The organism is Micrococcus sp. KRD128 (assembly GCF_017168395.1).
Lineage (GTDB): Bacteria > Actinomycetota > Actinomycetes > Actinomycetales > Micrococcaceae > Micrococcus > Micrococcus luteus.
On record NZ_JABFAX010000016.1, the window covers coordinates 128856 to 151723 of the forward strand.

Genomic DNA, 22868 nt, shown 5'->3' on the forward strand with positions numbered 1-22868 from the left:
GTGCTCAGAGCGTGGCGCCGGGCGCGTCGACCAGGTCGAACTCGGGGTTGTGCAGGGTGGGCACGCCGTCCATCTGGGTGACGCGGCCGCGGACCGTCAGCCACTCCCCCGGCATGACGCCGGGCACGCGGCGCCGCCCGTGCCAGACCAGCTGCAGCGTCTCGGCGGGCCCCATGCTCCCGGGTGCGGGCGGGCGGTCGGCCAGGGACGCGCGGAAGACGGTCGCCTCGTCCGCGCCGGGCAGCGTGACGGAGGCGATGACGCCGCGGCGCTCGATGCGGCCCGCGGCCCCGACCGGGCGGGGCGCGACGGCGGAACTCACCGGATCTCCGTGATCTCCGGACCGCGCTCGGGCAGCGCGGTGGCCTCCGGTGCCGCGCCGTCCCCCGGGCCGGCGGCGGTGTCCGCGAGCACGTCCCGGCCCTCGTCCGGGGCCGGGCGGCGACGCTGCAGCGGGCGCGCGTTGGGAGGCGGACGCAGGGGCAGCAGCTCGCGCGGCGGAAGCGGCTCGTCGCCCCGCACCACGACCAGGTCGGAGAACACCTGTTCCAGCGCCTCGGCGGCCTCCGGCTGGAAGGCGGCCTCGCCGTGGAACACACCGCGGACGAACCAGCGCGGACCGTCCACGCCCACGAACCGGGCGACGTTCCACCCCGGCGAGCCGTCCGGCAGCGCCGCCGGCACGCGCGTGAGGATCTCGATGCCGAAGCGGCCGGACTGCTCCTGCACGGTCGCGTGGGCGGTGGTCGACAGGGAGTCGTGCAGCTCGGCGCGCAGGTCGTCCCACAGACCCGTGCGGCGCGGGGCGCTGAACGCCTGGACCTGCAGGGCCGAGCGTCCGAGGCTGACGGTGGCGGCGACGATCCGCTTCGTCGCGTCCTCGACGTCGAGGCGCAGCTTCATGCCCTGGACGGCCCGCAGGCGCAGCGACCCCAGGTCGATCATGCCCGCGGGGTCCGGGCGGGTGGCGACGTCGTGCGGACCGACGTCGACAGTTTCCGGCGCGGCGGCGATCTCGAGGTCGCGCTCCTCCAGCAGCTCGTCCGGCAGGCTGACCTGCTCGTGGCGCACGGTGCGATTGCGTCCGAAGATCACGACGTCCTCCCAGGGGTGATGTCGGCGGTGAAGCCGCCGGTCGAGCCGAAGCCGCCGACCCCGCGCTCGGAGTCGGGCAGCGCGTCCACAGGCTCGAAGCGGGCGCGCACGACCGGCTGCAGCACGAGCTGGGCAATCCGGTCGCCGCGGCGCAGCACAATCGGCTCGGTCGGGTCCAGGTTGATCAGGGGCACCTTGATCTCGCCGCGGTAGCCGGCGTCGATGGTGCCGGGGGCGTTGACGACGCTCAGGCCGTGGCGGACCGCGAGGCCCGAGCGGGGGTGCACGAACCCCGCGTGGCCCTCCGGGATGGCCAGCGCCACGCCGGTCGGCACGAGGGCGCGCTCGCCCGGGGCCAAGGTCACGTCGACGGCGGTGCGCAGGTCCGCGCCCGCGTCGCCCCGCTGCGCGTAGGCGGGCGGGGCCAGGCCCGGATCGAGGGCGTGCAGGGGCACGGGCAGCTCGGCGGAGTCGGTCACGAGGCCCGACCCTACACGAGCACCCGTCGGCCCGGGCCGTGTCGAGGCGGCCGGGCGGGCGCCCTCGCCGGTGCCGCGCGGCGGGACCGGAGTCCGGATGTGGGAAGCTGGGACCCATGCGTGATCCCCAGCAGCACCCCGTCGCCGATGCCTCCCGCCGCGCCCCCGAGGGTGCTGCGGCGGGACCCGATCCGGTCCTGTTCGAGGAGCGGTTGACGCCCTCCGCGGGGGTCTGGGCCGTGGCGCTCATGCTGGCGGCGCTGACGATCCTCGTGTTCGCGCCGATCGACCTCGGGCTGGGCATCGCGGCCGCCGTCGTGTTCTTGGCCGTCGAGGTCCTGATCCTGGTGGCCACCACCCCGCGCATCGTGGTGCGCGAACGCACTCTCCAGGTGGGCCGCGCCAGCATCGAACGGCATCACGTCGGTCAGGTCACGGGGTATCGCGGCGAGGATGCCCGGGCCCAGCGCGGCCCGCTGCTGCACGGGCTGGCCTTCGTGAACGTGCGCGGCTGGATCGCGCCCGTCGTGCGGATCCAGCTGACCGACGAGCGCGACCGCACGCCCTACTGGCTGACCAGCACCCGGCGTCCGGAGGAGCTGGTCGCGGCCCTCGGCGGGACCATGGCCCGGCAGGAGGGGGCGGCCGAGGACCGCTGACCGCCCCGGCGGCGGGGGCTCAGCCCTCGCAGTCGGTGCAGTAGATCAGGCCGTTCTTCTCTCGCGCGGCCTGCGAGCGATGGCGGACCAGGAAGCAGGAGGCGCAGGTGAACTCATCCGACTGGGCGGGCAGCACCCGCACCATCAGCTCTTCACCCGAGAGGTCGGCGCCGGGCAGCTCGAACCCCTCGGCGGCCTCCGCCTCGTCCTCGTCCACGACGGCGGACTGGGTGTCCGTGCGCCGTGCCTTCAGCTCCTCGATGGAGTTCTGGCTCAGCTCTTCCTCGTTCTTGCGAGGGGCGTCGTAGTCAGTGGCCATGGGGTTTCACGCTCCGCTGGTGGGGGACGGCACCGGGACCGGTGCCGGCACTGCGCGGACGGCGTCGTGGACGGGCCACGCATCACCGGCCTGCGCCGTTGCGCGTAGATTGTGCACCATGGCCGAACCCGTGCCAAATGTTGACCGGCATGCTCGCCCAGGGCGGATTCGCGCGGGCGCTCGTCCCTCGCCCGGGCCGTGGTCTGCGGCCCGGCGGCTAGGATCGGGGCATGCCCGGCCGGGCGTCCGCATGCCCGGTGACCAGAACACGACGTGGGAGGGACCACCGCCATGGCAGAGCTGCGACTGACCGGACCCACCGAGGACGGCGACGCGCTGCGCCTGTCGGGGCCCGAGGGTGAGGAGCACACGCTCGCCCTCTCCCCCTATCTGCGCCGGCTGGTCATCGAGGGCGCTGCGCCGGAGGACGGGCGACCGGCCGAGGACGGCCCCGCAGCCTGGCACGACATGACGGAGATGGACGTCCCCGGGGCGGACGACGAGGACGCCGAGGGACCGGTGGACGCGACGACGCACGCCGACGATGCCGCGGAGGAGGGCGAGCGGGCTCCCGACGTGCCCTCCGGCCCGGCCCGGCCGGACGAGGACCTCGCGCTCACCCCGCGCATCGACCCGCGGCCCGCGGCCGACGACGAGACCGCGGACGGCCCGACCCCGGCGCCGCTGACCGACCAGGAGTCCGTCAAGGCCGCCGCGACCCAGGAGGCCGTGCCCCTCACCCCCCGGGAGATCCAGCAGCGCATCCGTGCGGGCGCCTCCGTGGAGCAGGTGGCCCGGGAGAGCGGGAACGCCTTCTCGCGCATCCGCACCTACGGTCACCCCGTCCTGGCCGAGCGCGACTGGATCGCCCGGCAGGCCCGCGCCGTCGAGGTCTGGGTCGGCGGGCCCGACCTCTACTCGGACCTCGTCCAGGACGGCGGCCCCACGACGCTCGGCGAGCTCGCCGCGCACCGGCTCGCCGAGCTGGGCGTGGACGAGGCGAGCCTCGAGTGGGACGCGTGGCGCGAGGACCAGGCCGGCTGGACCGTGGCCGCCCGGTTCGCCGTGGCCGGTGCGAGGGGTCTGCCCACCCACGAGGCACCCCCGGCGCTCTGGACGTTCCGCCCGGCCGGACGCCACCTCGAACCCGAGAACGCCTGGGCCCGCGCCCTGTCCGAGGCGGAGGCCTGGGACCTGGTCCCCCGCGCCCCCGCGGCTGAACCGGTGACGGACGACGTGGACGCCGAGGACGCCGTGACCCCCGCGGGTGCGCACTCGCCCGCCGCCGACCGCGACGCCGATCTGCTGGAGATCCTGCGGGTGCGCCGGGGTCAGCGCGTGGGCGCGGACCTGGAGTCGGACGACGCGCTCGCCCACCTGATCGCCCGCGAGCACCAGGACCGGAGTCAGCGCGAGGCCGCCCCGGCGCCCGAGCGGCTCGCCCCGGTCGACGCCGAGGGTGCCCTCACGACCGCCGACGACGCCCCGGGCATCGACGAGCCGGAACCGGCCACCGAGACCGACCGCGCCGAGCACACTGCCGCAGACGTCGCGGAGCCGGGTGTCGAGGACGAGGGGGCGGAGCCCGCGCCCCGCGAGCGTGCGGCGCGCCCGGCCATGCCGACCGTCACACCGCGCCCCCGGGCCCGGTCGGCCGCGCGCCGAGCGTCCGTGCCCAGCTGGGACGAGATCGTCTTCGGCCGCAAGGGCGACTGACCCCGGCCCCGGGGCGGGCTCAGCGGTGCCAGGTGAGCAGCGGGACCTCCCGCTCAGCGCGCGTGGGCGCGCCGTGCTGGCCCACCATCTCGAAGGCGTGCGGGGGCACCCGCCGGCCGTCGTAGAGGGCCAGATCCCCGTGCACGGCGACGAGCAGATCCCCGATGCGGGCACGGACCCGGTCCTCGACGACGGTGCCGAACCAGCCGGCGTCGACGGCCTCGTCCCGCGTGAGCACCCACGCGTGCGTCCCGCAGCGCTCGGCCCAGGCGCGCCGCACCCTCGCGCGCACGTCCGGACCCGCATCGGACCGGAAGTGCAGCTGCACGAGACGGGGCTCCCCCGCGGTGTGCGCGATCCCCTCGAGCAGCGTGGGGTCGGCGAGCTCCCCGGCCTCGTCCAGGGCGGCGTAGTCCACGCGGCGCGACGGCGGCACGTCGACCATGCCATGGTCGCCGGTGACGAGCACCACCGTGCCGGCGGGCACGCGGTCCACCAGGCGCCGCACCGCCGCGTCGATCTCCTCGAGGGCGTGCAGCCACCGGTCCGAACCCACGCCGTCCCGGTGACCGGCCTTGTCCAGCTCGTTGACGTAGAAGTAGACGAGCGTGGGCACGCGGGCGTCATTCAGCACGCGCTCGGCGGCCTGGGTGCGGGCGATCAGCGTGCGGCCGGCCACGAACCGGCCGCCACGCAGCCCCGCCCGTGTCAGGGCCGAACGCTCGAAGGCGGGCAGCGAGACCGTGACGGCGTCCACGCCGGCCGCGGCGGCGCGCTCGAACACGGTGGGCTTCGGCTGCCACCCCACCGGGTCGGTGGCCTCGTCCCAGCCGCCCAGCTGGTTGATCACCACGCCCCGGTCCGGGTCGAGCACGTCGTAGCCGGCCACGCCGTGCTCCCCCACGTCCAGCCCGGTGCCCAGGCTCGTGAGGGAGGCGGCCGTCGTGGTGGGCACGGCCACCTCGAGGACGCGGCCGCCGTCGGCCATCGCGACGCGCAGCGTGGGGGCGTGGCCGCCGAAGCGCTTCAGCAGGGACCGTCCGAGGCCGTCCACCAGGGCCACGACCACGCGGCGCCCCTCCGGGACCGCGAGCGCGTTCTCACAGCCCGGGACGCCGAGGGCGGCCGCGGCGGAGGTCAGGACGGAGCGCAGGGCGCGGTCGGGGGGGACCACGCCGGCGGGCAGGGCGGGCCCCGTCACGTGGTGGCCGCCAGGTGGGCGCGGCGCAGGGCCCGGGCGAAGGCCAGGGCGCCGTCGACGGCCCCCTGCCCGTCGGCGTCGGCGGCGACGCGGATCACGAGGTCCTCGCGGGTGGCGGTGCCGGTGTAGCCGTGGTCGAGGTCGCACTGGGGGTCGGCGCAGCCGGCGGGCTGCAGGTCCAGGCGCTGGCCGCCGGCCCACATCAACCCGAGGGTCATCTCGGCCACGGGGTCGGACGGCCGGAAGCGGGCGGGGTCGGCGTGGCCCGTGGTCAGGACCACGGAGCCGAGGGCGCGGACCGGGACCATCTCGGTGGAGACCTGGGCGAGGACCGCCTGGCCGGCCGGGTCGGCGGCGTGATCGTCGAGGTGGACGGCCAGCAGGGTGTCCCCGGCGAGCACGAGGGCCGTGATGTGCCGGTGGATCTCCTCGTAGTCGAAGTGCGTGTCCACGTGGACGAGGTGCGCGTCCGGGGTGCGGCCCTCGAGCTCGACGGCGATGGCGTGCGCCACGAGGTCCGGGTAGAAGCCGGCGCGGACGAGCGAGGCGTCGAGGCCGCCGCTGCCGTCCAGGGTGCGGGCCTCGCGCTGCCGGCCCTCGGCCTCGGGGGTGCCGGGGCGGTGGTCGGGACGGCCGGGCTCGTGACTCCTGCGGAACGGGCTCATGTCCCCCATGCTACGGGTCCGGCGCCGGGCCGCCCGGGCCCGCTGTGGACGGCCCGGTCAGCGGCCGCGCAGCGCGCGCCGGGCCGAGTCGGTGCGACGGGCCGCGTTGGCGACGTGCACCTCGGCCTGCAGCACCGTCACGCCCTCGGGGGCGGCCAGCACGGGCGCGAAGCGCAGGCGGGCGACCTGCGGCAGGTCGTCCTTGAGGACGCTGACGCGGCCCACGAGGTCCTCGAGCGCGGCGAGGTCGACGGGGGGCACCCCGCCGGTGCCGCGCAGCTTCACGGCGGCGCGGGGGGCGCGGACCATGCGGGCCACGTCCCGGTCCGTGAGCGGGGGAACGCGGTGCACCCAGTCCCCGAGCAGGTCCGTGGCGTCGCCGGCGATGCCGAAGGAGACCACGGGGCCCAGCAGCGGGTCCTCGAGCGCCGTGAGCATGCAGGCCTGCCCGGCGGGGGCCATGGCCTGGACCTCGAGCTCGCGCACGCCGAACGGCGCGAGCAGACGCAGCATCTGTTCGACGTTGCGGCGCAGCGAGTCGGCGTCCACCACGTTCAGGCGGACGCCGCCCAGGTCGAGACGGTGCCGCAGGTGGGGGTCCACGGCCTTGAGGGCCACGGGAAAGCCGAGCCGCTCGGCGGCCGCCACGGCCTCGTCGGCGGTCTCGAACCGGGCCGAGGGCAGCACGGTGATCCCGTAGTGGCCCAGCAGCGTCTCGGTCTCCTCGTCGGGGAGCCGGACGAGTTCGGTGCCCTCGGCGCGCGCGGCGGCCGCCTCCACGAGCTCCTCGGCCTCATGCGGGTGCAGGCCGGTCGGCTCGAGCGGCTCGCCGACCTCCTGGCAGCGCCAGTGGACGTAGTCCGCGAGCGCGCCGAGCACGGACAGGGCCTGCTGCGGCGACGGGTAGAAGGGCAGGCCGGGCTGCAGGGAGCCGGGCTCGGCGTCGTCGTCCACGGGCCCGGCGGCGCCGAGCGTGGCGCCGCGGTAGCGCGGGGAGACGACGTCGGTCAGGCAGCCGAGCACGGGGATGCGGGCGTCCCGGGTCGCGTCGGCGAGGGCCTGGGCCAGCCGCTCCGGCTCGTCGTCCGCCTGGTGCAGGCCGAGGCGGGCCAGCACCACGACGGCGTCGGCCCGCTCGTGGCGGACGGCGTCCCGGACGGCGGAGACCAGCGTGTCGGCGGGCGGGGCGATGCCCTGCTCGCTGCCGACGAGGCCGACGGTGGCCGTGACCTCGAGCCCGGCCTCGGCCGCGGCGTCGCGGCCCAGCCGGTCCAGGGCGAGCGAGTCGGCCACGAGGACGACGCGGTGGCCCGTGGGCAGCGGCTGGCTGGCCACGGCCATGAGGATGTCGAGCATGGCCTCGTGCGTGTGGGCCTCGAGCACGCCGGTCTGGTCGAGCATCGAGTCCACGGTGCCCTCGGGGGCCTGGGTGGTGCGGGTCTCGTGGCCCGGGGGCAGGAAGCGCCCGGTGACGTCGGAGCGGACCACCACGACGGGCTTGGTCCGGGAGAGCCGCCGGGCGATGCGGGAGAACTTGCGCGGGTTGCCGAACGACTCGAGGTACACGCCGACGGCGGCGGTGTGGGGGTCCGCCTCGAAGAACTGCATGGCGTCGTTGCCCGAGACGTCCGCACGGTTGCCGGCGCTGATCGAGGTGGAGATCCCCACCCCGCGGCGCTTGACGCCGGCGGAGACCATGGCGCCGACGGCGCCGGACTGGCTGAACAGGCTGACGGGGCCGCGCTGGGCCAGGCCCGGGGACGGGGAGGCGTTGAGGCGGATCGCGGGGTCGGTGCGGACCAGACCGGTGGAGGCCGGGCCGATCACGCGCATGCCGTGGGCGCGGGCGAGGGAGACCAGGCGGCGCTGGGCCTCGAGTCCCTCGGCGCCGGCGTCGGCGTAGCCCGAGGTGAGGACGACCAGCCCCTGGGCCCCGGCCGCGGCGGCCTCGGGGATGAGGGCCTCGACCTCGTCGGCGGGCACGGCGACGACGACGAGGTCGACCGGCTCGCCGATGTCGGCCAGGGAGCGGTGGGCGGTGAGGCCCTGGACGTCCTCGGCGGCGCGGTTCACGGCGTGGACGGCACCCGTGAAGCCCGCCTCGAGGACGTGGCGCAGCACGAGCGAGCCCACGGCCTGCGGATCGCGGGAGGCGCCGACGACGGCCACGGAGGCGGGCTCGACCAGCTCGGCGACGCTGCGGGACTCGGCCCGGTGCTCGCGGGACTCGACGACGGCGCGCCACCGGGCGGTGGGGTCGATGGGGAACTCGACGGCCACGACGCCGTCCTCGAACCGGCGGGTCACCTCGAAGCCGGACTCCTGGAACACCGAGAGCATCTTGCGGTTCTCGGGCAGGACCTCGGCGGTGAAGCGGCGGATGCCGTTCTCGCGGGCGGCCGCGGCCAGGTGCTCCATGAGGATGGAGCCCAGTCCGCGGCCCTGCGCGGCGTCGGAGATGTTGAAGGCGACCTCCGCGGTGTCGGAGTCCCCGTAGCGGTCGTAGCGGCCCACGCCGAGCAGGCGGCCGCCGCGGGTGATCACGAACGCCACCCGGTCCCGGTGGTCCACGTGGGTGAACCGGTCCAGGTCCTTGGCGCTTAGCTCGGACTTGTACGTGAAGTAGCGCAGGTAGATGGAGTTCTCGGACTGCCCGGCGTGCATGCGCTGCAACTCGGCGGCGTCCTCGGGCGAGATGGGCCGCAGGTGGGCCGTGGCGCCGTCACGGAGCACCACATCGGCCTCCCAATGGGAGGGATATCCGCGGTCGGCTTCGGTCTCACCCATAGGATCACTGTAGACAATCCCCGACGCCGTGAGGACTCCCCGACCACCATGATGGCCCGTTCATCCCGTTCCCGCCCCGCCGAGCAGGACGCCCCGCGCCCGCTGCCGCTGGAGCAGGAGAACATCGTCGACGTCGACGTCTCCGAGGAGATGGAGGCGTCCTTCCTCGAGTACGCCTACTCGGTGATCTACTCGCGCGCCCTGCCGGACGCCCGCGACGGCCTCAAGCCGGTGCAGCGGCGCATCCTCTACATGATGTCCCGCATGGGCCTGCGCCCGGACCGCGGCCACGTGAAGTCCGCCCGCGTGGTGGGCGAGGTGATGGGCAAGCTCCACCCCCACGGCGACGCCGCGATCTACGACGCGATGGTCCGCCTCGCCCAGCCGTTCTCCCTGCGCCTGCCCGTGGTGGACGGGCACGGCAACTTCGGCTCGCTCGACGACGGCCCCGCGGCCCCGCGCTACACGGAGGCCCGCATGGCCCCGGCCGCCCTGGCGCTCACCGCGGACCTCGACGAGGGCACCGTCGACTTCATCCCCAACTACGACAACCAGCTCCAGCAGCCGGCCGTGCTGCCCGCCGCCTACCCCAACCTGCTCGTCAACGGCACCACCGGCATCGCCGTCGGCATGGCCACGAACATGGCCCCGCACAACCTGCGCGAGGTCGTGGCGGGCGCGCGCCACCTGCTCGCGGACCCCGCGGCGGACCTCGAGGCGATCATGGCCCACATCCCCGGCCCCGACCTGCCCTCGGGCGGCCGGATCGTGGGGCTCGACGGCGTCCGCGACGCCTACGCGACCGGCCGCGGCACGTTCCGCATGCGGGCCGCCGTCGCCGTGGAGCAGGTCACCGCGCGTCGCACCGGCCTGGTCGTCACCGAGCTGCCGTACGGCGTGGGCCCCGAGAAGGTCATCGAGCGGATCAAGGCCGGCGTCGACGCGAAGAAGCTCAGCGGCATCGCCGACGTCGTGGACCTGACGGACCGCAAGAACGGGCTGCGCCTGCAGATCGAGCTCAAGTCCGGGTTCAACCCCCAGGCCGTGCTGGCCGCCCTCTACCGGCACACCCCGCTCGAGGAGACGTTCGGGATCAACAACGTGGCGCTCGTCGACGGGCAGCCGCAGACCCTGGGCCTGCTGCCCCTGCTGCGCGTCTACGTGGACCACCGTCTGGACGTGGTGCGGCGCCGCACCGGGCACCGCCTCGGCAAGCACCGCGACCGCCTCCACCTCGTGGAGGGCCTGCTGCTGGCGCTCGTGGACATCGACGAGGTCATCGAGATCATCCGTTCCTCGGACGACACCGCGGCCGCGCGCACCCGCCTCATGGGCGTCTTCGACCTCACCCAGGTGCAGGCCGATCACATCCTGGAGCTGCGGCTGCGCCAGCTGACGAAGTTCTCCCGCATCGAGCTGGAGGCCGAGCGCGACGAGCTGCAGGCCGCGATCGCCGAGCTCGAGGCGATCCTCGCCTCCGACGCGCGGCTGCGCGAGGTGGTCTCGTCCGAGCTGCAGGCCGTGGCCGACGAGCACGGCGACGACCGCCGCACGGTCCTGCTCGAGGCCGAGACCGCCGCGGCCCCCGCCGCCGGGCCCGCGCCGTCCGGGCCGACCCCCGCCGGCGCCGGTCAGGCCGGGGCGGACCTGATGGTCCCGGACACGGCGTGCTGGGCCCTGCTCTCCACCTCCGGACGCCTGCTGCGCACCGCGGACCGCACGCCGATCGCCCCGCAGGGCCGGCGCCGCAAGCACGACGCCTTCGCCTCCGTGGTCCCGACGACGGCCCGCGGCGAGATCGGGGCCCTCACCTCCGCCGGCGCGCTGCACCGCCTCCAGGCGGTCGACCTGCCGGTGGCCGGCGAGCCGTCCGCGGCCCCCGCGATGACCACGGCCCTCCCCGCCGCGGAGCTGGTGCCCCTGGCCAAGGGCGAGACGCTCGTGGCCCTGGTCCCCCTGGACACCGTCATGGCACTGGGCACCGCCCACGGGGTCGTCAAGCGCGTCCGGCCCGAGTGGCCCCTGAACCGCCAGGTCGTCGACGCCGTCGCCCTGAAGGACGGCGACGCGGTGGTCGGGGCCGCCCCCGCCCCGGACGAGGCCGACCAGCTCGTCTTCCTCACCCGCACCGGCCAGCTGCTGCGCTACGCCGCCTCCGCCGTGCGCCCCCAGGGCCCGGCCGGCGGCGGTGTCGCGGGCATCCGGCTGGCCGCCGGGGACACGGTGCTCGCGTTCGGGGTGGCCCCCGCGGCCTCCCTCACCGAGACCGGTGCGGACGCCGCGGCCCACCCGCGGCCCGCCGTCGTGGTGACCGTGACGGACGGCGAGGCGGACGTGCTCGGCTCCGCCCCAGGCTCCGTGAAGGTCACGCCGCTCGGGGAGTACCCGGCCAAGGGCCGCGGCACCGGCGGCGTGCGCGCCCACCGGCTGCTCAAGGGCGAGAGCGGCCTCGAGCTCGGCTGGATCGGCGCCGCGCCCGCGCTCGCGGCCTCCCGGGCCGGCGTGGCCCGCGCGCTGCCGATCGAGTACGGGCGCCGGGACGGCTCGGGCGTGCCCGTGGACCAGCGCATCGAGGCCGTCGGCGCCGGCGCCTCCCCCGAACTCGTCCCGGCCCCGCCCGCCGAGGACGACGCCGTGGCCGTGTCCGCGGACTGATCCCGGCCCGGGGCGACCCTGTTCGCCCCGGGCCGATCGACGCCCCCGATGGGCGCCCCACCCGGCCCCTCCGATACAGTGGGCTGTCGTCTCACCGCAGGTGAGCACCCCCTCCCCCGACCCCCCGCAGATTGGTCCTGGTGACGAACGTGTCCGGCAACGCCAGCTACGAGTACTCCCGCGCCGCCCTCCTGGCGGTCACCGAGGTGGAGGCCCCCGTCGAAGTCACCTCGCAGGACCTCGACGACCAGCTGGCGGAGGTGCTCACCCGCCTGCGCCTGCCCGGCTCCCTCCTGGAGCGGGTGGCCGGTGTGCGCAGCCGACGGAACTGGGACGAGACCGAGGACTTCCAGGAGGCCGCCGCCCGCGCCGGCGTCGCGGCCCTGGAGCAGGCCGGCGTCCCCCGGGAACGGGTGGGGCTGCTCGTGAACACCTCGGTCACCCGGGCCACGCTCGAGCCCTCCGTGGCCGTGCGGATCCACCACCTCATGGGGCTGCCGACCTCCGCGACCAACTTCGACATCACGAACGCGTGCCTCGGGTTCGTCAACGGCCTCATGCTCGCCTCCACGCTCGTGGACGCCGGCCAGATCGACTACGCGGTCGTGGTCGCCGCCGAGGACGCCTCGAAGGTGCAGGCCGCCACCGTGGCCAACCTGCACGCCGAGACCACGCACCGCGGCAACTTCATGGAGCAGTTCGCGTCCCTGACGCTGGGCTCCGGGGCTGCCGCCGCCGTCGTCGGCCGCATCGAGGACCATCCGGACGCCCACCGGATCGTCCGCGGGATCACCCGCGCCGGCACCGACCACCACGGCCTGTGCGTGGGCGACCACCACGGCATGTACACCGACTCCACCGCCCTGCTCAAGGACGGTCTCGAGCTCGTGATGGACGCGTGGCACGACGTCCCGGCGGAGTGGGCGTGGCCGGAGGCCGACCGGTTCATCACCCACCAGGTCTCGCAGATGCACACCGACGCGATCGCGGAGTCCGCCCACCTGGACCCGGCGCGCATCCCGACGACGTTCCCCACGCTGGGCAACGTCGGCCCGGCGTCGCTGCCCATCACCCTCGTGCGGGAGATGGACGCCCTGGAGGACGGGGACACGGTGGTCTGCCTGGGCGTGGGCTCGGGCCTGAACACCGCGGTCCACCAGCCCGAGGGGGCGCCGATCCCCGCCCCGCTGCAGGCCGCCCTCGCCGGGCCCGTCCTGCCGGCCTCCACCGTCACCACGGACGCCTTCCTCTCCGTGACGACCTCCCTCGCCACCCCGGCCCTCGACCGCGAGACCCGAGCCGCCTACCACCTGCCCTACGACACGGCGGCCCGACGCGGCGGCGTCGGCGGCTTCGTCGCGGACATCCCGGCCGACCCCGGCCACGGCAGCCATCCCGAACTGCAGCGGGTGGGCGAGGACCTCGCCGCCCTGGGCCGCACCGACGTGCCCGCCCTCATCCTGTGGGGCGCCGACGACCCGGTCTTCCTGGACCGCTACCTCGACGACCTCCGCGACCGCCTGCCCCACGCGCGCGTGCACCGCTACGAGCGGGCGGGGCACCTGCTCGTGGACGACCGCGACATCACCGCGCCCCTGCTGCAGTGGGCCCAGCTGCTGCGCGGCGGCCAACTCTCCGACCCCGCCTCGGGGCTGCCGGGCCCCGTCCCGCACGCCACCGCCGACGCGGCCGCCGACCCGGGCCTGGAGGTGGACCTCGGCCAGGAGCCCGGAGCCCGCGAGCCCGGCGCGGTCCGACTCTGGGACCACCTGCGAGACTGGGGCGCCCCCGGCTCGGACCACCGCGAGTACACCGCGCTGGTGGACATGGCCGGCGCCCAGGCCGGCCGCTCGCTCGTGGGCACCGCCCGCCGACCCGTGGCCGTCACCTGGGGCGAGCTGCAGGAGATGGTCTCGGCCATCGCCACCGGGCTGTGGGCCGCCGGCATGCGGCCGGGCGACCGGGTCGCCATGCTCGTGCCGCCGGGCCGCGACCTGTCGGCGGCCCTGTACGCCGTGCTGCGCGTGGGCGCCGTCGCCGTGGTGGCGGACCAGGGCCTCGGCGTCAAGGGCATGACCCGGGCGATGAAGTCGGCCCGCCCCCGCTGGATCATCGGCCGCAACCCCGGGCTGACACTCGCCCGCGCCCAGTCCTGGCCGGGCACCCGGATCTCCGTGACCGAGCCCGGCGCCGCCCAGCGCCGCCTGCTCGACGTCTCCGACTCGCTCTACGCGATGGTCGACCGCCACCGCGACCCGGCTGCGGGCGACGCCGTCGACGAGCACGGCACCGTGCTGCCCGAGCCCGCCCTGGACGCGGACGCCGCGGTGCTGTTCACGTCCGGCTCCACGGGCCCGGCCAAGGGCGTCGTGTACACGCACGAGCGGCTGGGCCGCCTCGTGGCGCTGATCTCCCGCACCCTGGGCATCCGTCCGGGCGGCTCCCTGCTGGCCGGCTTCGCCCCGTTCGCGCTGCTCGGGCCCGCCCTCGGCGCCGCGTCCGTCTCCCCGGACATGGACGTCACCCAGCCGGCCACCCTCACCGCGCAGAAGCTGGCCGACGCCGCGATCGCCGGGCAGTCGAGCGTGCTGTTCGCCTCTCCCGCCGCCCTGGCGAACGTGGTCGCGACCGCCGACGGCCTCGACGCGCCCCGGCGCGAGGCGCTCGACGCCGTGCGTCTCGTGCTCTCGGCCGGCGCCCCCGTGCACCCGCAGCTGATGCGTCAGGTCTCGGACCTGATGCCGAACGCCCGGGTCCACACGCCGTGGGGCATGACCGAGGGGCTGCTGCTCACGGACATCGACGGCGCCGAGGTGCAGCGCCTGCGCACCGCCGACGACGAGGGCGTCTGCGTGGGCTCCGCGCTGCCCACGGTGTCCCTGGCCATCGCGCCGCTGCTCGAGGACGGCAGCGCCGACGACGTCATCCTCGACCCCGCGCGGGGCCACGGCGTGCTCGGTGAGATCGTGGTCAGCGCCCCCCACCTGAAGGACCGCTACGACGCGCTCTGGCACACCGACCAGCAGAGCAAGCGCGACGGGCTGTGGCGGCGGGACGGCCGGGTGTGGCACCGCACCGCCGACGTCGGCCACTTCGACGCCGAGGGCCGCGTCTGGCTCGAGGGTCGGCTCCAGCACGTGATCACCACGCCCGAGGGCCCGGTCGGTCCGGGCGGGCCCGAGAAGACCGTCGACGCCCTCGGGCCGGTGCGGCGCAGCGCCGTCGTCGGCGTCGGGCCCCGGGGCACGCAGGCCGTGGTCGTCGTCGTGGAGGCGGCAGTGCCGGCCACGCGCCCGGCGCGGCGCCCGGGTCACCACCGGGACGGCCGGCCCAAGCAGGGCCTCGCCCCGACCGCGCTGGCCTCCGCCGTGCGCGCGGCCCTCGAGCCGCTGCCGGTGGCCGCGGTGCTCGTGGCCGATGAGATCCCCACGGACATCCGGCACAACTCGAAGATCGACCGCGCCCGGGTGGCCGACTGGGCGGAGTCCGTGCTCGCCGGCGGGAAGGCGGGTGCGCTGTGAGCGGCTTCGGCTACGACGTCGGCCTCGATGCCGCCGGCATGCCCGACCTCGTCGAGCGCCTCGAGTCCCGCCGCGTCCTGGTGACCGGCGCCTCGGGGCTGCTGGGTGCGGGCGTCGCCCGGGTGCTCGCCGATGCCGGCAACGACGTGACCACCCTGCAGCGGCGTCCGTCGGGCGTGCCCGGTGCGCGGGACGTGCGCGGGTCCGTGACCGACCCGGCCGCCGTCGAGGAGGCCCTGACCGGCGCGGACACCGTGGTGCACGTGGCCGCGAAGGTGTCCGTGTCCGGCCCCGAGCACGAGTATGAGGCCGTGAACGTCGAGGGCACGCGCATCCTCCTGCATGCCGCGCAGCGCCACGGCGTGCGACGCTTCGTCCACGTCTCCTCCCCCTCCGTGGCGCACGCCGGCGACTCCATCGTCGGTGAGGGCGCCGGAGCCGCCAGCCCCGAGCACGCGCGCGGACCCTACGCCCGCACGAAGGCGGCCGGCGAGCGGCTGGCCCTGGCCGCCGACCGCGACGACTTCCGCGTCCTCGTGCTGCGCCCCCACCTGATGTGGGGGCCCGGGGACCTGCAGCTCACCGACCGGATCGTGCAGCGCGCGCGGGCCGGGCGGATGCCCGTGCTCGGCACGGGCGCTCCCCTGGTCGACACGCTGTACACGGCCAACGCCGTCGAGGCCGTGGTGGCGGCCGTGTCCGCGGCGGACGTGCACCACGGCGAGGCCCTCGTGGTGACCAACGGCGAGCCGCGACCGGTCGGCGAGCTGATCCGCCAGATCGCGCTGGCGGGCGGCGCCGCGGAGCCCGAGCGCCGCGTCCCGGCGGGCCTGGCCCGGCGCGCCGGCGCCCTGATCGAGCGGGCGTGGGAGCGGGACCTGTTCGGGCTGCGGTCCCGGGGCGTGGGCTCCGACGACGGCGAGCCGCCGCTGACCGAGTTCCTCGCCGAACAGCTCTCGACCTCCCACTGGTTCGACCAGCGTCGCACCCGCGAGGTCCTCTCGTGGACGCCGACCGTGAGCATCGACGAGGGCCTGCACCGCGTCGCGGCGTACTACCGCGACCGCTGACGTCCGCCGCGGCCGGAACGGGCGCCCACCCAGAGCTTTCGTTCGGGAAACGGCGCGGGTCACGCCGCTTTCGTTCGGGAGACGGCGGCGGCCGCGCCGCCGTTTCCCGAACGAAAGCGGGGGTCAGGCGTCGATACGCTCGCGATCCAGCTCGTCGGCGTGGGAGACGATGAAGTCCTTGCGCGGGGCCACCGCGGAACCCATGAGCAGGTCGAAGACCCGCTCGGCGGCCTCCACCTCGGCGATGTTCACGCGGCGGAGCATGCGGTGGCGCGGGTCCATGGTGGTCTCGGCCAGCTGGTCGGCGTCCATCTCGCCCAGGCCCTTGTAGCGCTGGATCGGCTCGCGGTACGAGCGGCCCTCCCGCTCCAGGCGGGCGAGCGTCGCGTGCAGCTCCTGCTCGGAGTACGTGTAGATGACCTCGCGTTCCTTCACGCCGCGGGTCACCGCCTCGATCCGGTGCAGCGGCGGGACTGCTGCGTACACGCGCCCGGCCTCGACCATGGGTCGCATGTAGCGGAAGAAGAGCGTCAGCAGGAGGGTGCGGATGTGGGCACCGTCCACGTCCGCGTCCGTCATCAGCACGACCTTGCCGTAGCGGGCCGCATCCAGGTCGAAGCTGCGCCCCGCACCACCTCCGACGACCTGGATCAGCGCCGCGCACTCGGCATTGGCCAGGATGTCCGAGACGGAGGCCTTCTGCACGTTCAGGATCTTGCCCCGGATCGGCAGCAGGGCCTGGAAGTCGGAGGACCGGGCCAGCTTGGCGGTGCCGAGAGCCGAGTCGCCCTCGACGATGAACAGCTCGGAGGAGGCGACGTCGTTGCTGCGGCAGTCCGCCAGCTTGGCCGGCATCGTCGAGGTCTCCAGGGCGTTCTTGCGTCGCTGGTTCTCCTTGTGGGTGCGCGCGGAGATGCGCGACTTCATCTCGGCGACGACCTTCTCCAGCAGCGTGTGCACCTGCTGCTTCTGCGCGCGGGCCGTGGAGGTGAGGCGGGCGGTCAGCTGCTTCTCCACCACCTGGGAGACGATCCGCCGCACCGCGGAGGTGCCGAGGATCTCCTTGGTCTGCCCCTCGAACTGCGGTTCGGCGAGGCGCACCGTCAGGACGGCGGTCATGCCGGCCAGCACGTCGTCCTTCTCCACCTTGTCCGACCCGGCCTTGAGCCGGCGCGCGTTGGCCTCGACCTGGGCGCGGAACACCTTCAGCAGTGCCGCCTCGAACCCGGACTGGTGGGTGCCGCCCTTGGGTGTGGCGATGATGTTCACGAAGGACCGGAACACGGTGTCGTAGCCGACGTCCCAGCGCAGGGCGACGTCCACCTCGCACGTGCGCTGCACATCCTGCATGGAGGTGCGCCCGTCCTCGCCGAGCACCGGGACCCGCTCCTTGAAGGTGCCGGAGCCCTGGATCCGCCACACGTCCGTCGCCGGGGTGGCGGGCGTGAGGTGCTCCACGAACTCGGAGATGCCGCCGTCGTACTGGAAGACCTCCTCGACCGGGCCGTCGGCGCCGGGCGTGCCGGGTCGGCGGCGCAGGTCCTTGACCGTGATCCGCAGGCCCGGGATCAGGTAGGCGGTCTGGCGCGCCCGCGCCTGGAGCTCCTCGGCGGAGAACGTCGCGTCCTTCACGAAGATCTGCTCGTCCGCCCAGTAGCGCACGCGCGTGCCGGTCTGCCCGCGCTTGGCCTTCCCGACGACGTCCAGCGGCGAGGCGTCCGTGGACGGCTCGAACGGGGCGTCCGGCGACGGGCGCGACCCGTCCTGGAAGCGGCCCGGCTCGCCGCGCCGGAACGACATCTGGTGGACCTTGCCGCCGCGCAGCACCTGCACGTCCAGGCGCGAGGACAGGGCATTGACCACCGACGCGCCCACGCCGTGCAGGCCACCCGAGGCGGCGTAGGAACCGCCGCCGAACTTGCCGCCGGCGTGGAGCTTGGTGAACACCACCTCGACGCCGGACAGGCCGGTGCGCGGCTCCACGTCCACGGGGATGCCGCGCCCGTTGTCCTCGACCTCGACGGAGCCGTCCGGATGCAGGGTGATCTCGATGGACTGCCCGAAGCCGGCCAGGGCCTCGTCCACCGAGTTGTCGATGATCTCCCAGAGGCAGTGCATGAGGCCGCGGGAATCGGTGGAGCCGATGTACATGCCCGGCCGCTTGCGGACAGCCTCGAGCCCCTCCAGCACGGAGAGGTGGCGGGCGTTGTACTCGGTGTTCGCGGGCACGGGGGCGGGCCTTTCGGTGGACGACGGCGGCCGGTCCAGCCTACTCCGCGGGCCGGACACGCCAGGATCCGAGCCGGTCGTCCCGGGCCGCCCGGCCCGGGCGCTCGCGTACGCGGGTGGCGAAACGCGGGTGCGGGGCGGGCGCGCGGGGAAGTTCCCTGCCATCCTTGCTGTTCCATGGGACAAGAGGAGGACCGGCCCGCCCCACCGGCGTCGTCGCCCTCCAGCCCCGAGAGACCCGAGGAGGACACCATGTCCATCACCGCCGTGGCCGAGCCGGCCGCCCTCACCCGTTCCGACCGCTGCGACCGCTGCGGCGCGCAGGCCTACGTCCGCGCCGTGCTGCACTCGGGCGGTGCCCTCCAGTTCTGCGCCCACCACGCCCGCGCCGTCGAGGACGCGCTGCGTCCCCAGGCCGCGCTGTGGCAGGACGAGACGGACCGCCTCACCGCCGGCGCCTGACGCGCCCGGCATGACGAAGGGCCGGACCCCCGCGGGGGTCCGGCCCTTCGTCATGCCGCTCCGACTCAGTCCAGGTAGTCCCGGAGCACCTGCGAGCGGGAGGGGTGACGCAGCTTGGACATGGTCTTCGACTCGATCTGGCGGATCCGCTCTCGCGTCACGCCGTAGACCTTGCCGATCTCATCCAGCGTCTTGGGCTGGCCGTCGGTCAGGCCGAAGCGCATGGCGACGACGCCGGCCTCGCGCTCGGAGAGGGTGTCCAGCACCGAGTGCAGCTGCTCCTGGAGCAGCGTGAAGGAGACGGCGTCTGCGGGCACCACGGCCTCGGAGTCCTCGATCAGGTCGCCGAACTCCGAGTCGCCGTCCTCGCCGAGCGGGGTGTGCAGCGAGATGGGCTCGCGGCCGTACTTCTGCACCTCCACGACCTTCTCCGGGGTCATGTCCAGCTCCTTGGCCAGCTCCTCCGGGGTGGGCTCACGGCCGAGGTCCTGGAGCATCTGCCGCTGCACGCGGGCCAGCTTGTTGATGACCTCCACCATGTGCACCGGGATGCGGATGGTGCGGGCCTGGTCCGCCATGGCACGGGTGATGGCCTGACGGATCCACCACGTGGCATACGTGGAGAACTTGAAGCCCTTGGTGTAGTCGAACTTCTCGACGGCGCGGATCAGGCCGAGGTTGCCCTCCTGGATGAGGTCCAGGAACAGCATGCCGCGACCGGTGTAGCGCTTGGCCAGGGAGACCACCAGACGCAGGTTGGCCTCGAGCAGGTGGTTCTTGGCCTTGCGCCCGTCCGCGATGATCAGCTGGATGTCCCGGCGCTCGCGGTAGTCGTCGGAGGCCTCGTGCTGCACGACGTGCTCGGCGTAGAGGCCGGCCTCGATGCGCATGGCCAGGTCCACCTCCTGCTCGGCGTTGAGCAGGGCGACCTTGCCGATCTGCTTCAGGTAGTCCTTCACCGGGTCCGCCGTGGCGCCCGCCACGACCACCTGCTGCACCGGGGCGTCGTCCTCGGAGTCGTCCATGACGAACGCGCCCTTGGACTGGGCCACCTTCTGGCCTGTGGCGGCCGTCGTGCCGGTCACGGCCTCCGCGTCCATCGCCGGGCGCTCCGGAGCGTCCGAGCCGTCCGCGTCCTCATCGTCCGAGTCCTCGGTGGCGGTCTCGTCCGCCACCACGTCCTCCTCGACGGCGTCCGCGGCCTCGGTGCGCTCGCGCGCCTCGACGAGCTCCTCGTCGTCCTCGGCCTGCTCGGCGGAGGCGGCGGAGGCGGTGGCCTTCTTGCCCCGGGTCGTGGCGGTCTTCTTCGCGGCGGTGGTCTTGGCCGTGGCGGTGGTCTTGGCCGCGGCGGGCTTCCGGGTCGCCTTCTTCTTGGCCGTCGGCGTGGCAGCGGTCTTGGTCGCCGCCGACTTCGTCGCGGTCGTCCGGGTCGTGGTGCTCTTCGTGGCTGCCGACTTCTTGGCTGCCGTGGAGCGGGTGCGCGTGGTCGTGGCCTCGGAGGCAGTGGTCTCCTTGCCGTCCTGCACACCGCTGGTCGTCGAAGTGGTCACTCGAGGCCTTTCCGTCTCGTCCGCGGCCACCCGCGGATCCTTGCAGTCCATATACACGTGACCCTGTCAAGTCGCGGCCCGGACGACCGACGTCGTCCGGGCCCGCCGACTGCAGGGTCCGTGAGTGTCAACGACGGCTGAGACCGATCTATTCCGAACCCCGGAAACGGGCTGCGGTCGGCCGTACCGTCGTGAAGCCGCATCATTCTCTCATGGGCCGCCACCGTCGGACCGCCACGCGGTGGCCGGGTCGGTCGCCCAGCCGGCGACGCACCCTGCGGCCACGATGCGTCGCAGGACGGAGACGAACGGGTCGTCGGGACTCAGCGCCGCCGCCGCCGTCAGGTGGGCGTCCGCGTCGGAGCCGTGGCCGCGGGCCCAGCCGACCCACCCGGCCAGCGCCAGGGCCTGAGCCGCCACGGCCGGCGTCGCGACGGGCACGAGCGCGCGCAGCCCCGCCCGCAGCGCGTCCAGCCGGTCCCAGGCCGGCGCCCGGCTCGAAGCCGCGGTGAGGATCCGTTCCTCGTCCCCCGGATCCCCCGTGGCCACGCCGGACGGCGCGGCGGCATGGAGCAGCAGGCCGTCGCGCCAGGCCGGACGCGTCAAAGGCGAGCCCAGCACGGCGGGTGCGGGCGCACCGCGGCCACGCGCCGTGCCGGTCAGCACCGACTCCCACTGCGCCAGCCACGCGCGGCGTGCCCGGGGCACGTCCTGCTCGGGCGGCCGCCACCGCGCGTCGTCGGGCCGGGCCGCGGCGGGACCACGGCGCGGGACCGGGTCGGGCACCGCCGCGCGGGCCCAGACCGAACCGCGGGTCATCAGGTGCAGGGACAGCGGCGCGGCTCGGGGGTCGAGCGGGCCCTCCTCGGCGACGCTGCTCCCCCACCAGGGGCGCGCCCGTCCGTGCGCGCACGTCCAGGCCGCGGCCAGGGGGCGACCCGCGGACGCCAGGGCGTCATCGAGCGCCGCGGCCCAACCGGGACGGGTCAGCGTGGCCCGGGCGCCGTCCGGCAACGCGAGGCAGAGCGTCGCGTCCGCTGCCGCGTCCCGCCGGCACACCTCGGCCACGGCACAGGCCCAGGCGCCGACGTCGACCTCCTCGGGAGGCAGATCGACCCGCACCACGGCGCGCAGGCGCCCGTCACGCAGGGTGAGGAGGACGAGGCTGTCCTCGGGCAACCGCCCGAGGGCGTGGCCGACGTAGGCGAGCAGGTCCTCCGGGCCGCGGGCCGGCAGGACGGGGGCGTCGAGCGAGGTGGGGGCTTCCATGCCGCCACCCTCGCCGACCGGGCACCCGCGGTGGGATCAGTCCCCGTCGTCGGTGGACGGACGACCGGGTCCGTCCTCCTGTGCAGGAGCGGACCCGCCGCCGGCGTCCCGCGCGGCGAGGTACGCCTCGACGGCGGAGGCGAGTTCGTCGCCGTCGGGCAGGCCCTGCTCGGTCTCCAGCAGCGACCGCTCCTGGTCCTCGGCGTTCTGGTCGTAGTTGCGCTCCAGGCCGGCGATCATCTGCTGGATCTCTCCGGACCCGGAGACCTGACGCTCCAGCTCGGCCTCGATGTCCCGCGAGGCGTCTCGCAGGTCGTCCGAGGGCAGCATGAGCCCCATGGCGGCCCCCGCGTACTCGAGCGCGGCCACGGCCGCCTGGGGGAAGGACGCCTCGGCCACGTAGTGCGGCACATGGACGGTGTAGCCCGCCGTCGGCAGGTCCGCCTCCTCGGCGCGCAGCTCGAGCATCTGCAGCAGCCCCGCGACGATGTCCGCCTCCGGGCTCCACGTGGACAGCCCCTCCACGGCGTCGGCGCGGGACCCGTGGGTCGTGACCCCGAGCCGTCGCGTGTGCGGCACGGGCAGCGGGGCCGCGTCGAGGAACGTGAGCGAGTCCACCTTCCACTCCTGCGCGAGGCCCAGCACAGCCTCCGTCACCGCATGCCACCGGAAGTCCGGCTCGGGACCGGACAGCAGCAGGAAGGGGTGACCGAGCAGGTCCTCGACCAGCTGCACCTCGAGCGCGGGCAGACGCAGATCGCGGTAGCGGTCCCGGTCGAACCGGAGCCGGGGACGCCGGGCGCGGTAGTCGAACATCGAGTCGACGTCGAAGGAGACGACGGTCCGATGGGTCAGGTGCTCGTGCAGGGCGGCCCGCACCTGCCGAGCGACCCGGCCCGCGTCCATGTGCCCGGTCAGGGCCACGAGCATGCCCAGGCCGGGGGGCACGGGTGCCCCCTCATGACGGGTGTACAGCGGCGCGGCGTCCTGCACGTCTCGTTCCCCTTCCGGTGGTCCGTCTGCGGGAGAGCCGTCCCCGCCGCCCGGATGGCGACGGACGCGGATCCCTCCCTGTCCTCTGGCGTCAGTCAACCACGGCACGGCACCCTCCTATTCCGCGCCCGCGCGCCCTGGACGGGCGCGCGAGCCCTCTGGCTAGGATGACGCGGGACGGCCCGGCCCACCCCGCCG

At 74.9% G+C, this 22868-nt stretch carries 17 protein-coding genes; 6 read left to right on the plus strand and 11 right to left on the minus strand.

Going from position 1 to position 22868, the window contains the following annotated elements; genetic code table 11:
* Positions 1-4 precede the first annotated feature (4 nt).
* Genes J1M44_RS08775 through dut form a run of 3 tightly spaced genes read right to left on the minus strand, consistent with a single transcriptional unit; the run spans position 5 to position 1574 of the window.
* A complete protein-coding gene (locus J1M44_RS08775; protein WP_144823946.1) occupies positions 5-322 on the minus strand; it encodes an OB-fold nucleic acid binding domain-containing protein in 318 nt (105 codons plus the stop codon).
* On the minus strand, positions 319-1095 hold the full coding sequence (locus J1M44_RS08780) for a DUF3710 domain-containing protein (RefSeq protein ID WP_002858153.1): 777 nt from the start codon (positions 1093-1095) through the stop codon (positions 319-321). The genes J1M44_RS08775 and J1M44_RS08780 overlap by 4 nt, the downstream gene beginning before the upstream one ends.
* On the minus strand, positions 1092-1574 hold the full coding sequence (gene dut, locus J1M44_RS08785) for a dUTP diphosphatase (RefSeq protein ID WP_002858154.1): 483 nt from the start codon (positions 1572-1574) through the stop codon (positions 1092-1094). The genes J1M44_RS08780 and dut overlap by 4 nt, the downstream gene beginning before the upstream one ends.
* A 116-nt stretch (positions 1575-1690) precedes the next feature.
* Between dut and J1M44_RS08790 the strand changes: the two genes are divergently transcribed.
* Positions 1691-2233: a DUF3093 domain-containing protein gene (locus J1M44_RS08790; protein ID WP_002858155.1), complete on the plus strand. Its 543-nt coding sequence runs from the start codon at positions 1691-1693 to the stop codon at positions 2231-2233.
* A 19-nt stretch (positions 2234-2252) separates the two neighbouring features.
* Here J1M44_RS08790 and J1M44_RS08795 read toward each other — a convergent pair whose 3' ends face one another.
* Entirely contained in the window at positions 2253-2552 is a 300-nt protein-coding gene (locus J1M44_RS08795; protein ID WP_002858157.1) for a DUF4193 domain-containing protein, read from the minus strand.
* A 291-nt stretch (positions 2553-2843) separates the two neighbouring features.
* Between J1M44_RS08795 and sepH the strand changes: the two genes are divergently transcribed.
* The gene (gene sepH / locus J1M44_RS08800) at positions 2844-4268 is read left to right on the plus strand and encodes a septation protein SepH (protein WP_144823944.1); all 1425 of its coding nucleotides are present in this window, start codon (positions 2844-2846) and stop codon (positions 4266-4268) included.
* Between the two features lie 19 nt (positions 4269-4287).
* On the opposite strand, the gene J1M44_RS08805 is transcribed toward sepH, so the two are convergent.
* The 3 genes from J1M44_RS08805 to J1M44_RS08815 are packed head-to-tail and all read right to left on the minus strand — an operon-like array spanning position 4288 to position 8921.
* On the minus strand, positions 4288-5469 hold the full coding sequence (locus J1M44_RS08805; protein ID WP_144823943.1) for an alkaline phosphatase family protein: 1182 nt from the start codon (positions 5467-5469) through the stop codon (positions 4288-4290).
* Positions 5466-6134 (minus strand): DUF5998 family protein, encoded by a 669-nt coding sequence (locus J1M44_RS08810; RefSeq protein WP_049158347.1) that lies wholly within the window; start codon positions 6132-6134, stop codon positions 5466-5468. The genes J1M44_RS08805 and J1M44_RS08810 overlap by 4 nt, the downstream gene beginning before the upstream one ends.
* 57 nt (positions 6135-6191) lie before the next feature.
* On the minus strand, positions 6192-8921 hold the full coding sequence (locus J1M44_RS08815; protein ID WP_144823942.1) for a bifunctional acetate--CoA ligase family protein/GNAT family N-acetyltransferase: 2730 nt from the start codon (positions 8919-8921) through the stop codon (positions 6192-6194).
* A 48-nt stretch (positions 8922-8969) separates the two neighbouring features.
* Here J1M44_RS08815 and J1M44_RS08820 point away from each other — a divergent pair, with 48 nt between their 5' ends.
* The 3 genes from J1M44_RS08820 (at position 8970) to J1M44_RS08835 (ending at position 16167) form a co-directional block, all read left to right on the plus strand.
* Complete coding sequence (locus tag J1M44_RS08820; RefSeq protein WP_136940480.1) at positions 8970-11576, plus strand: DNA gyrase/topoisomerase IV subunit A; 2607 nt, start codon at positions 8970-8972, stop codon at positions 11574-11576.
* A 140-nt stretch (positions 11577-11716) separates the two neighbouring features.
* Positions 11717-15097 (plus strand): 3-oxoacyl-ACP synthase III, encoded by a 3381-nt coding sequence (locus J1M44_RS08830; RefSeq protein ID WP_342356586.1) that lies wholly within the window; start codon positions 11717-11719, stop codon positions 15095-15097.
* Positions 15094-16167, plus strand: coding sequence for an NAD-dependent epimerase/dehydratase family protein (locus tag J1M44_RS08835; protein ID WP_144823940.1), 1074 nt, complete (start codon positions 15094-15096; stop codon positions 16165-16167). Before J1M44_RS08830 ends, J1M44_RS08835 begins: the two co-directional genes overlap by 4 nt.
* Before the next feature lie 123 nt (positions 16168-16290).
* On the opposite strand, the gene J1M44_RS08840 is transcribed toward J1M44_RS08835, so the two are convergent.
* A complete protein-coding gene (locus tag J1M44_RS08840; RefSeq protein ID WP_065573151.1) occupies positions 16291-18396 on the minus strand; it encodes a DNA gyrase/topoisomerase IV subunit B in 2106 nt (701 codons plus the stop codon).
* 252 nt (positions 18397-18648) lie between these two features.
* On the opposite strand from J1M44_RS08840, the gene J1M44_RS08845 reads away from it, so the two are divergent.
* Entirely contained in the window at positions 18649-18858 is a 210-nt protein-coding gene (locus tag J1M44_RS08845) for a DUF7455 domain-containing protein (protein ID WP_002858172.1), read from the plus strand.
* Positions 18859-18923: 65 nt separating this feature from the next.
* On the opposite strand, the gene J1M44_RS08850 is transcribed toward J1M44_RS08845, so the two are convergent.
* The 3 genes from J1M44_RS08850 to J1M44_RS08860 form a co-directional block, all read right to left on the minus strand.
* Entirely contained in the window at positions 18924-20384 is a 1461-nt protein-coding gene (locus J1M44_RS08850) for an RNA polymerase sigma factor (RefSeq protein WP_144824167.1), read from the minus strand.
* A gap of 234 nt (positions 20385-20618) precedes the next feature.
* Positions 20619-21677 carry a DUF4192 family protein gene (locus tag J1M44_RS08855; protein WP_206480853.1) on the minus strand — a complete coding sequence of 353 codons (1059 nt, stop codon included), beginning with the start codon at positions 21675-21677 and terminating at the stop codon, positions 20619-20621.
* A gap of 36 nt (positions 21678-21713) precedes the next feature.
* Positions 21714-22670, minus strand: coding sequence for a PAC2 family protein (locus J1M44_RS08860; RefSeq protein ID WP_144823938.1), 957 nt, complete (start codon positions 22668-22670; stop codon positions 21714-21716).
* Positions 22671-22868 lie beyond the last annotated feature (198 nt).

Excerpts from the sequence above, each read along its gene's own strand:
- J1M44_RS08820 (WP_136940480.1), top strand. The coding sequence starts at position 8,970 with ATGATGGCCCGTTCATCCCGTTCCCGCCCCGCCGAGCAGGACGCCCCG.
- J1M44_RS08810 (WP_049158347.1), bottom strand. The coding sequence starts at position 6,134 with ATGAGCCCGTTCCGCAGGAGTCACGAGCCCGGCCGTCCCGACCACCGC.
- J1M44_RS08815 (WP_144823942.1), bottom strand. The coding sequence starts at position 8,921 with ATGGGTGAGACCGAAGCCGACCGCGGATATCCCTCCCATTGGGAGGCC.
- J1M44_RS08845 (WP_002858172.1), top strand. The coding sequence starts at position 18,649 with ATGTCCATCACCGCCGTGGCCGAGCCGGCCGCCCTCACCCGTTCCGAC.
- J1M44_RS08795 (WP_002858157.1), bottom strand. The coding sequence starts at position 2,552 with ATGGCCACTGACTACGACGCCCCTCGCAAGAACGAGGAAGAGCTGAGC.
- J1M44_RS08855 (WP_206480853.1), bottom strand. The coding sequence starts at position 21,677 with ATGGAAGCCCCCACCTCGCTCGACGCCCCCGTCCTGCCGGCCCGCGGC.
- J1M44_RS08790 (WP_002858155.1), top strand. The coding sequence starts at position 1,691 with ATGCGTGATCCCCAGCAGCACCCCGTCGCCGATGCCTCCCGCCGCGCC.
- sepH (WP_144823944.1), top strand. The coding sequence starts at position 2,844 with ATGGCAGAGCTGCGACTGACCGGACCCACCGAGGACGGCGACGCGCTG.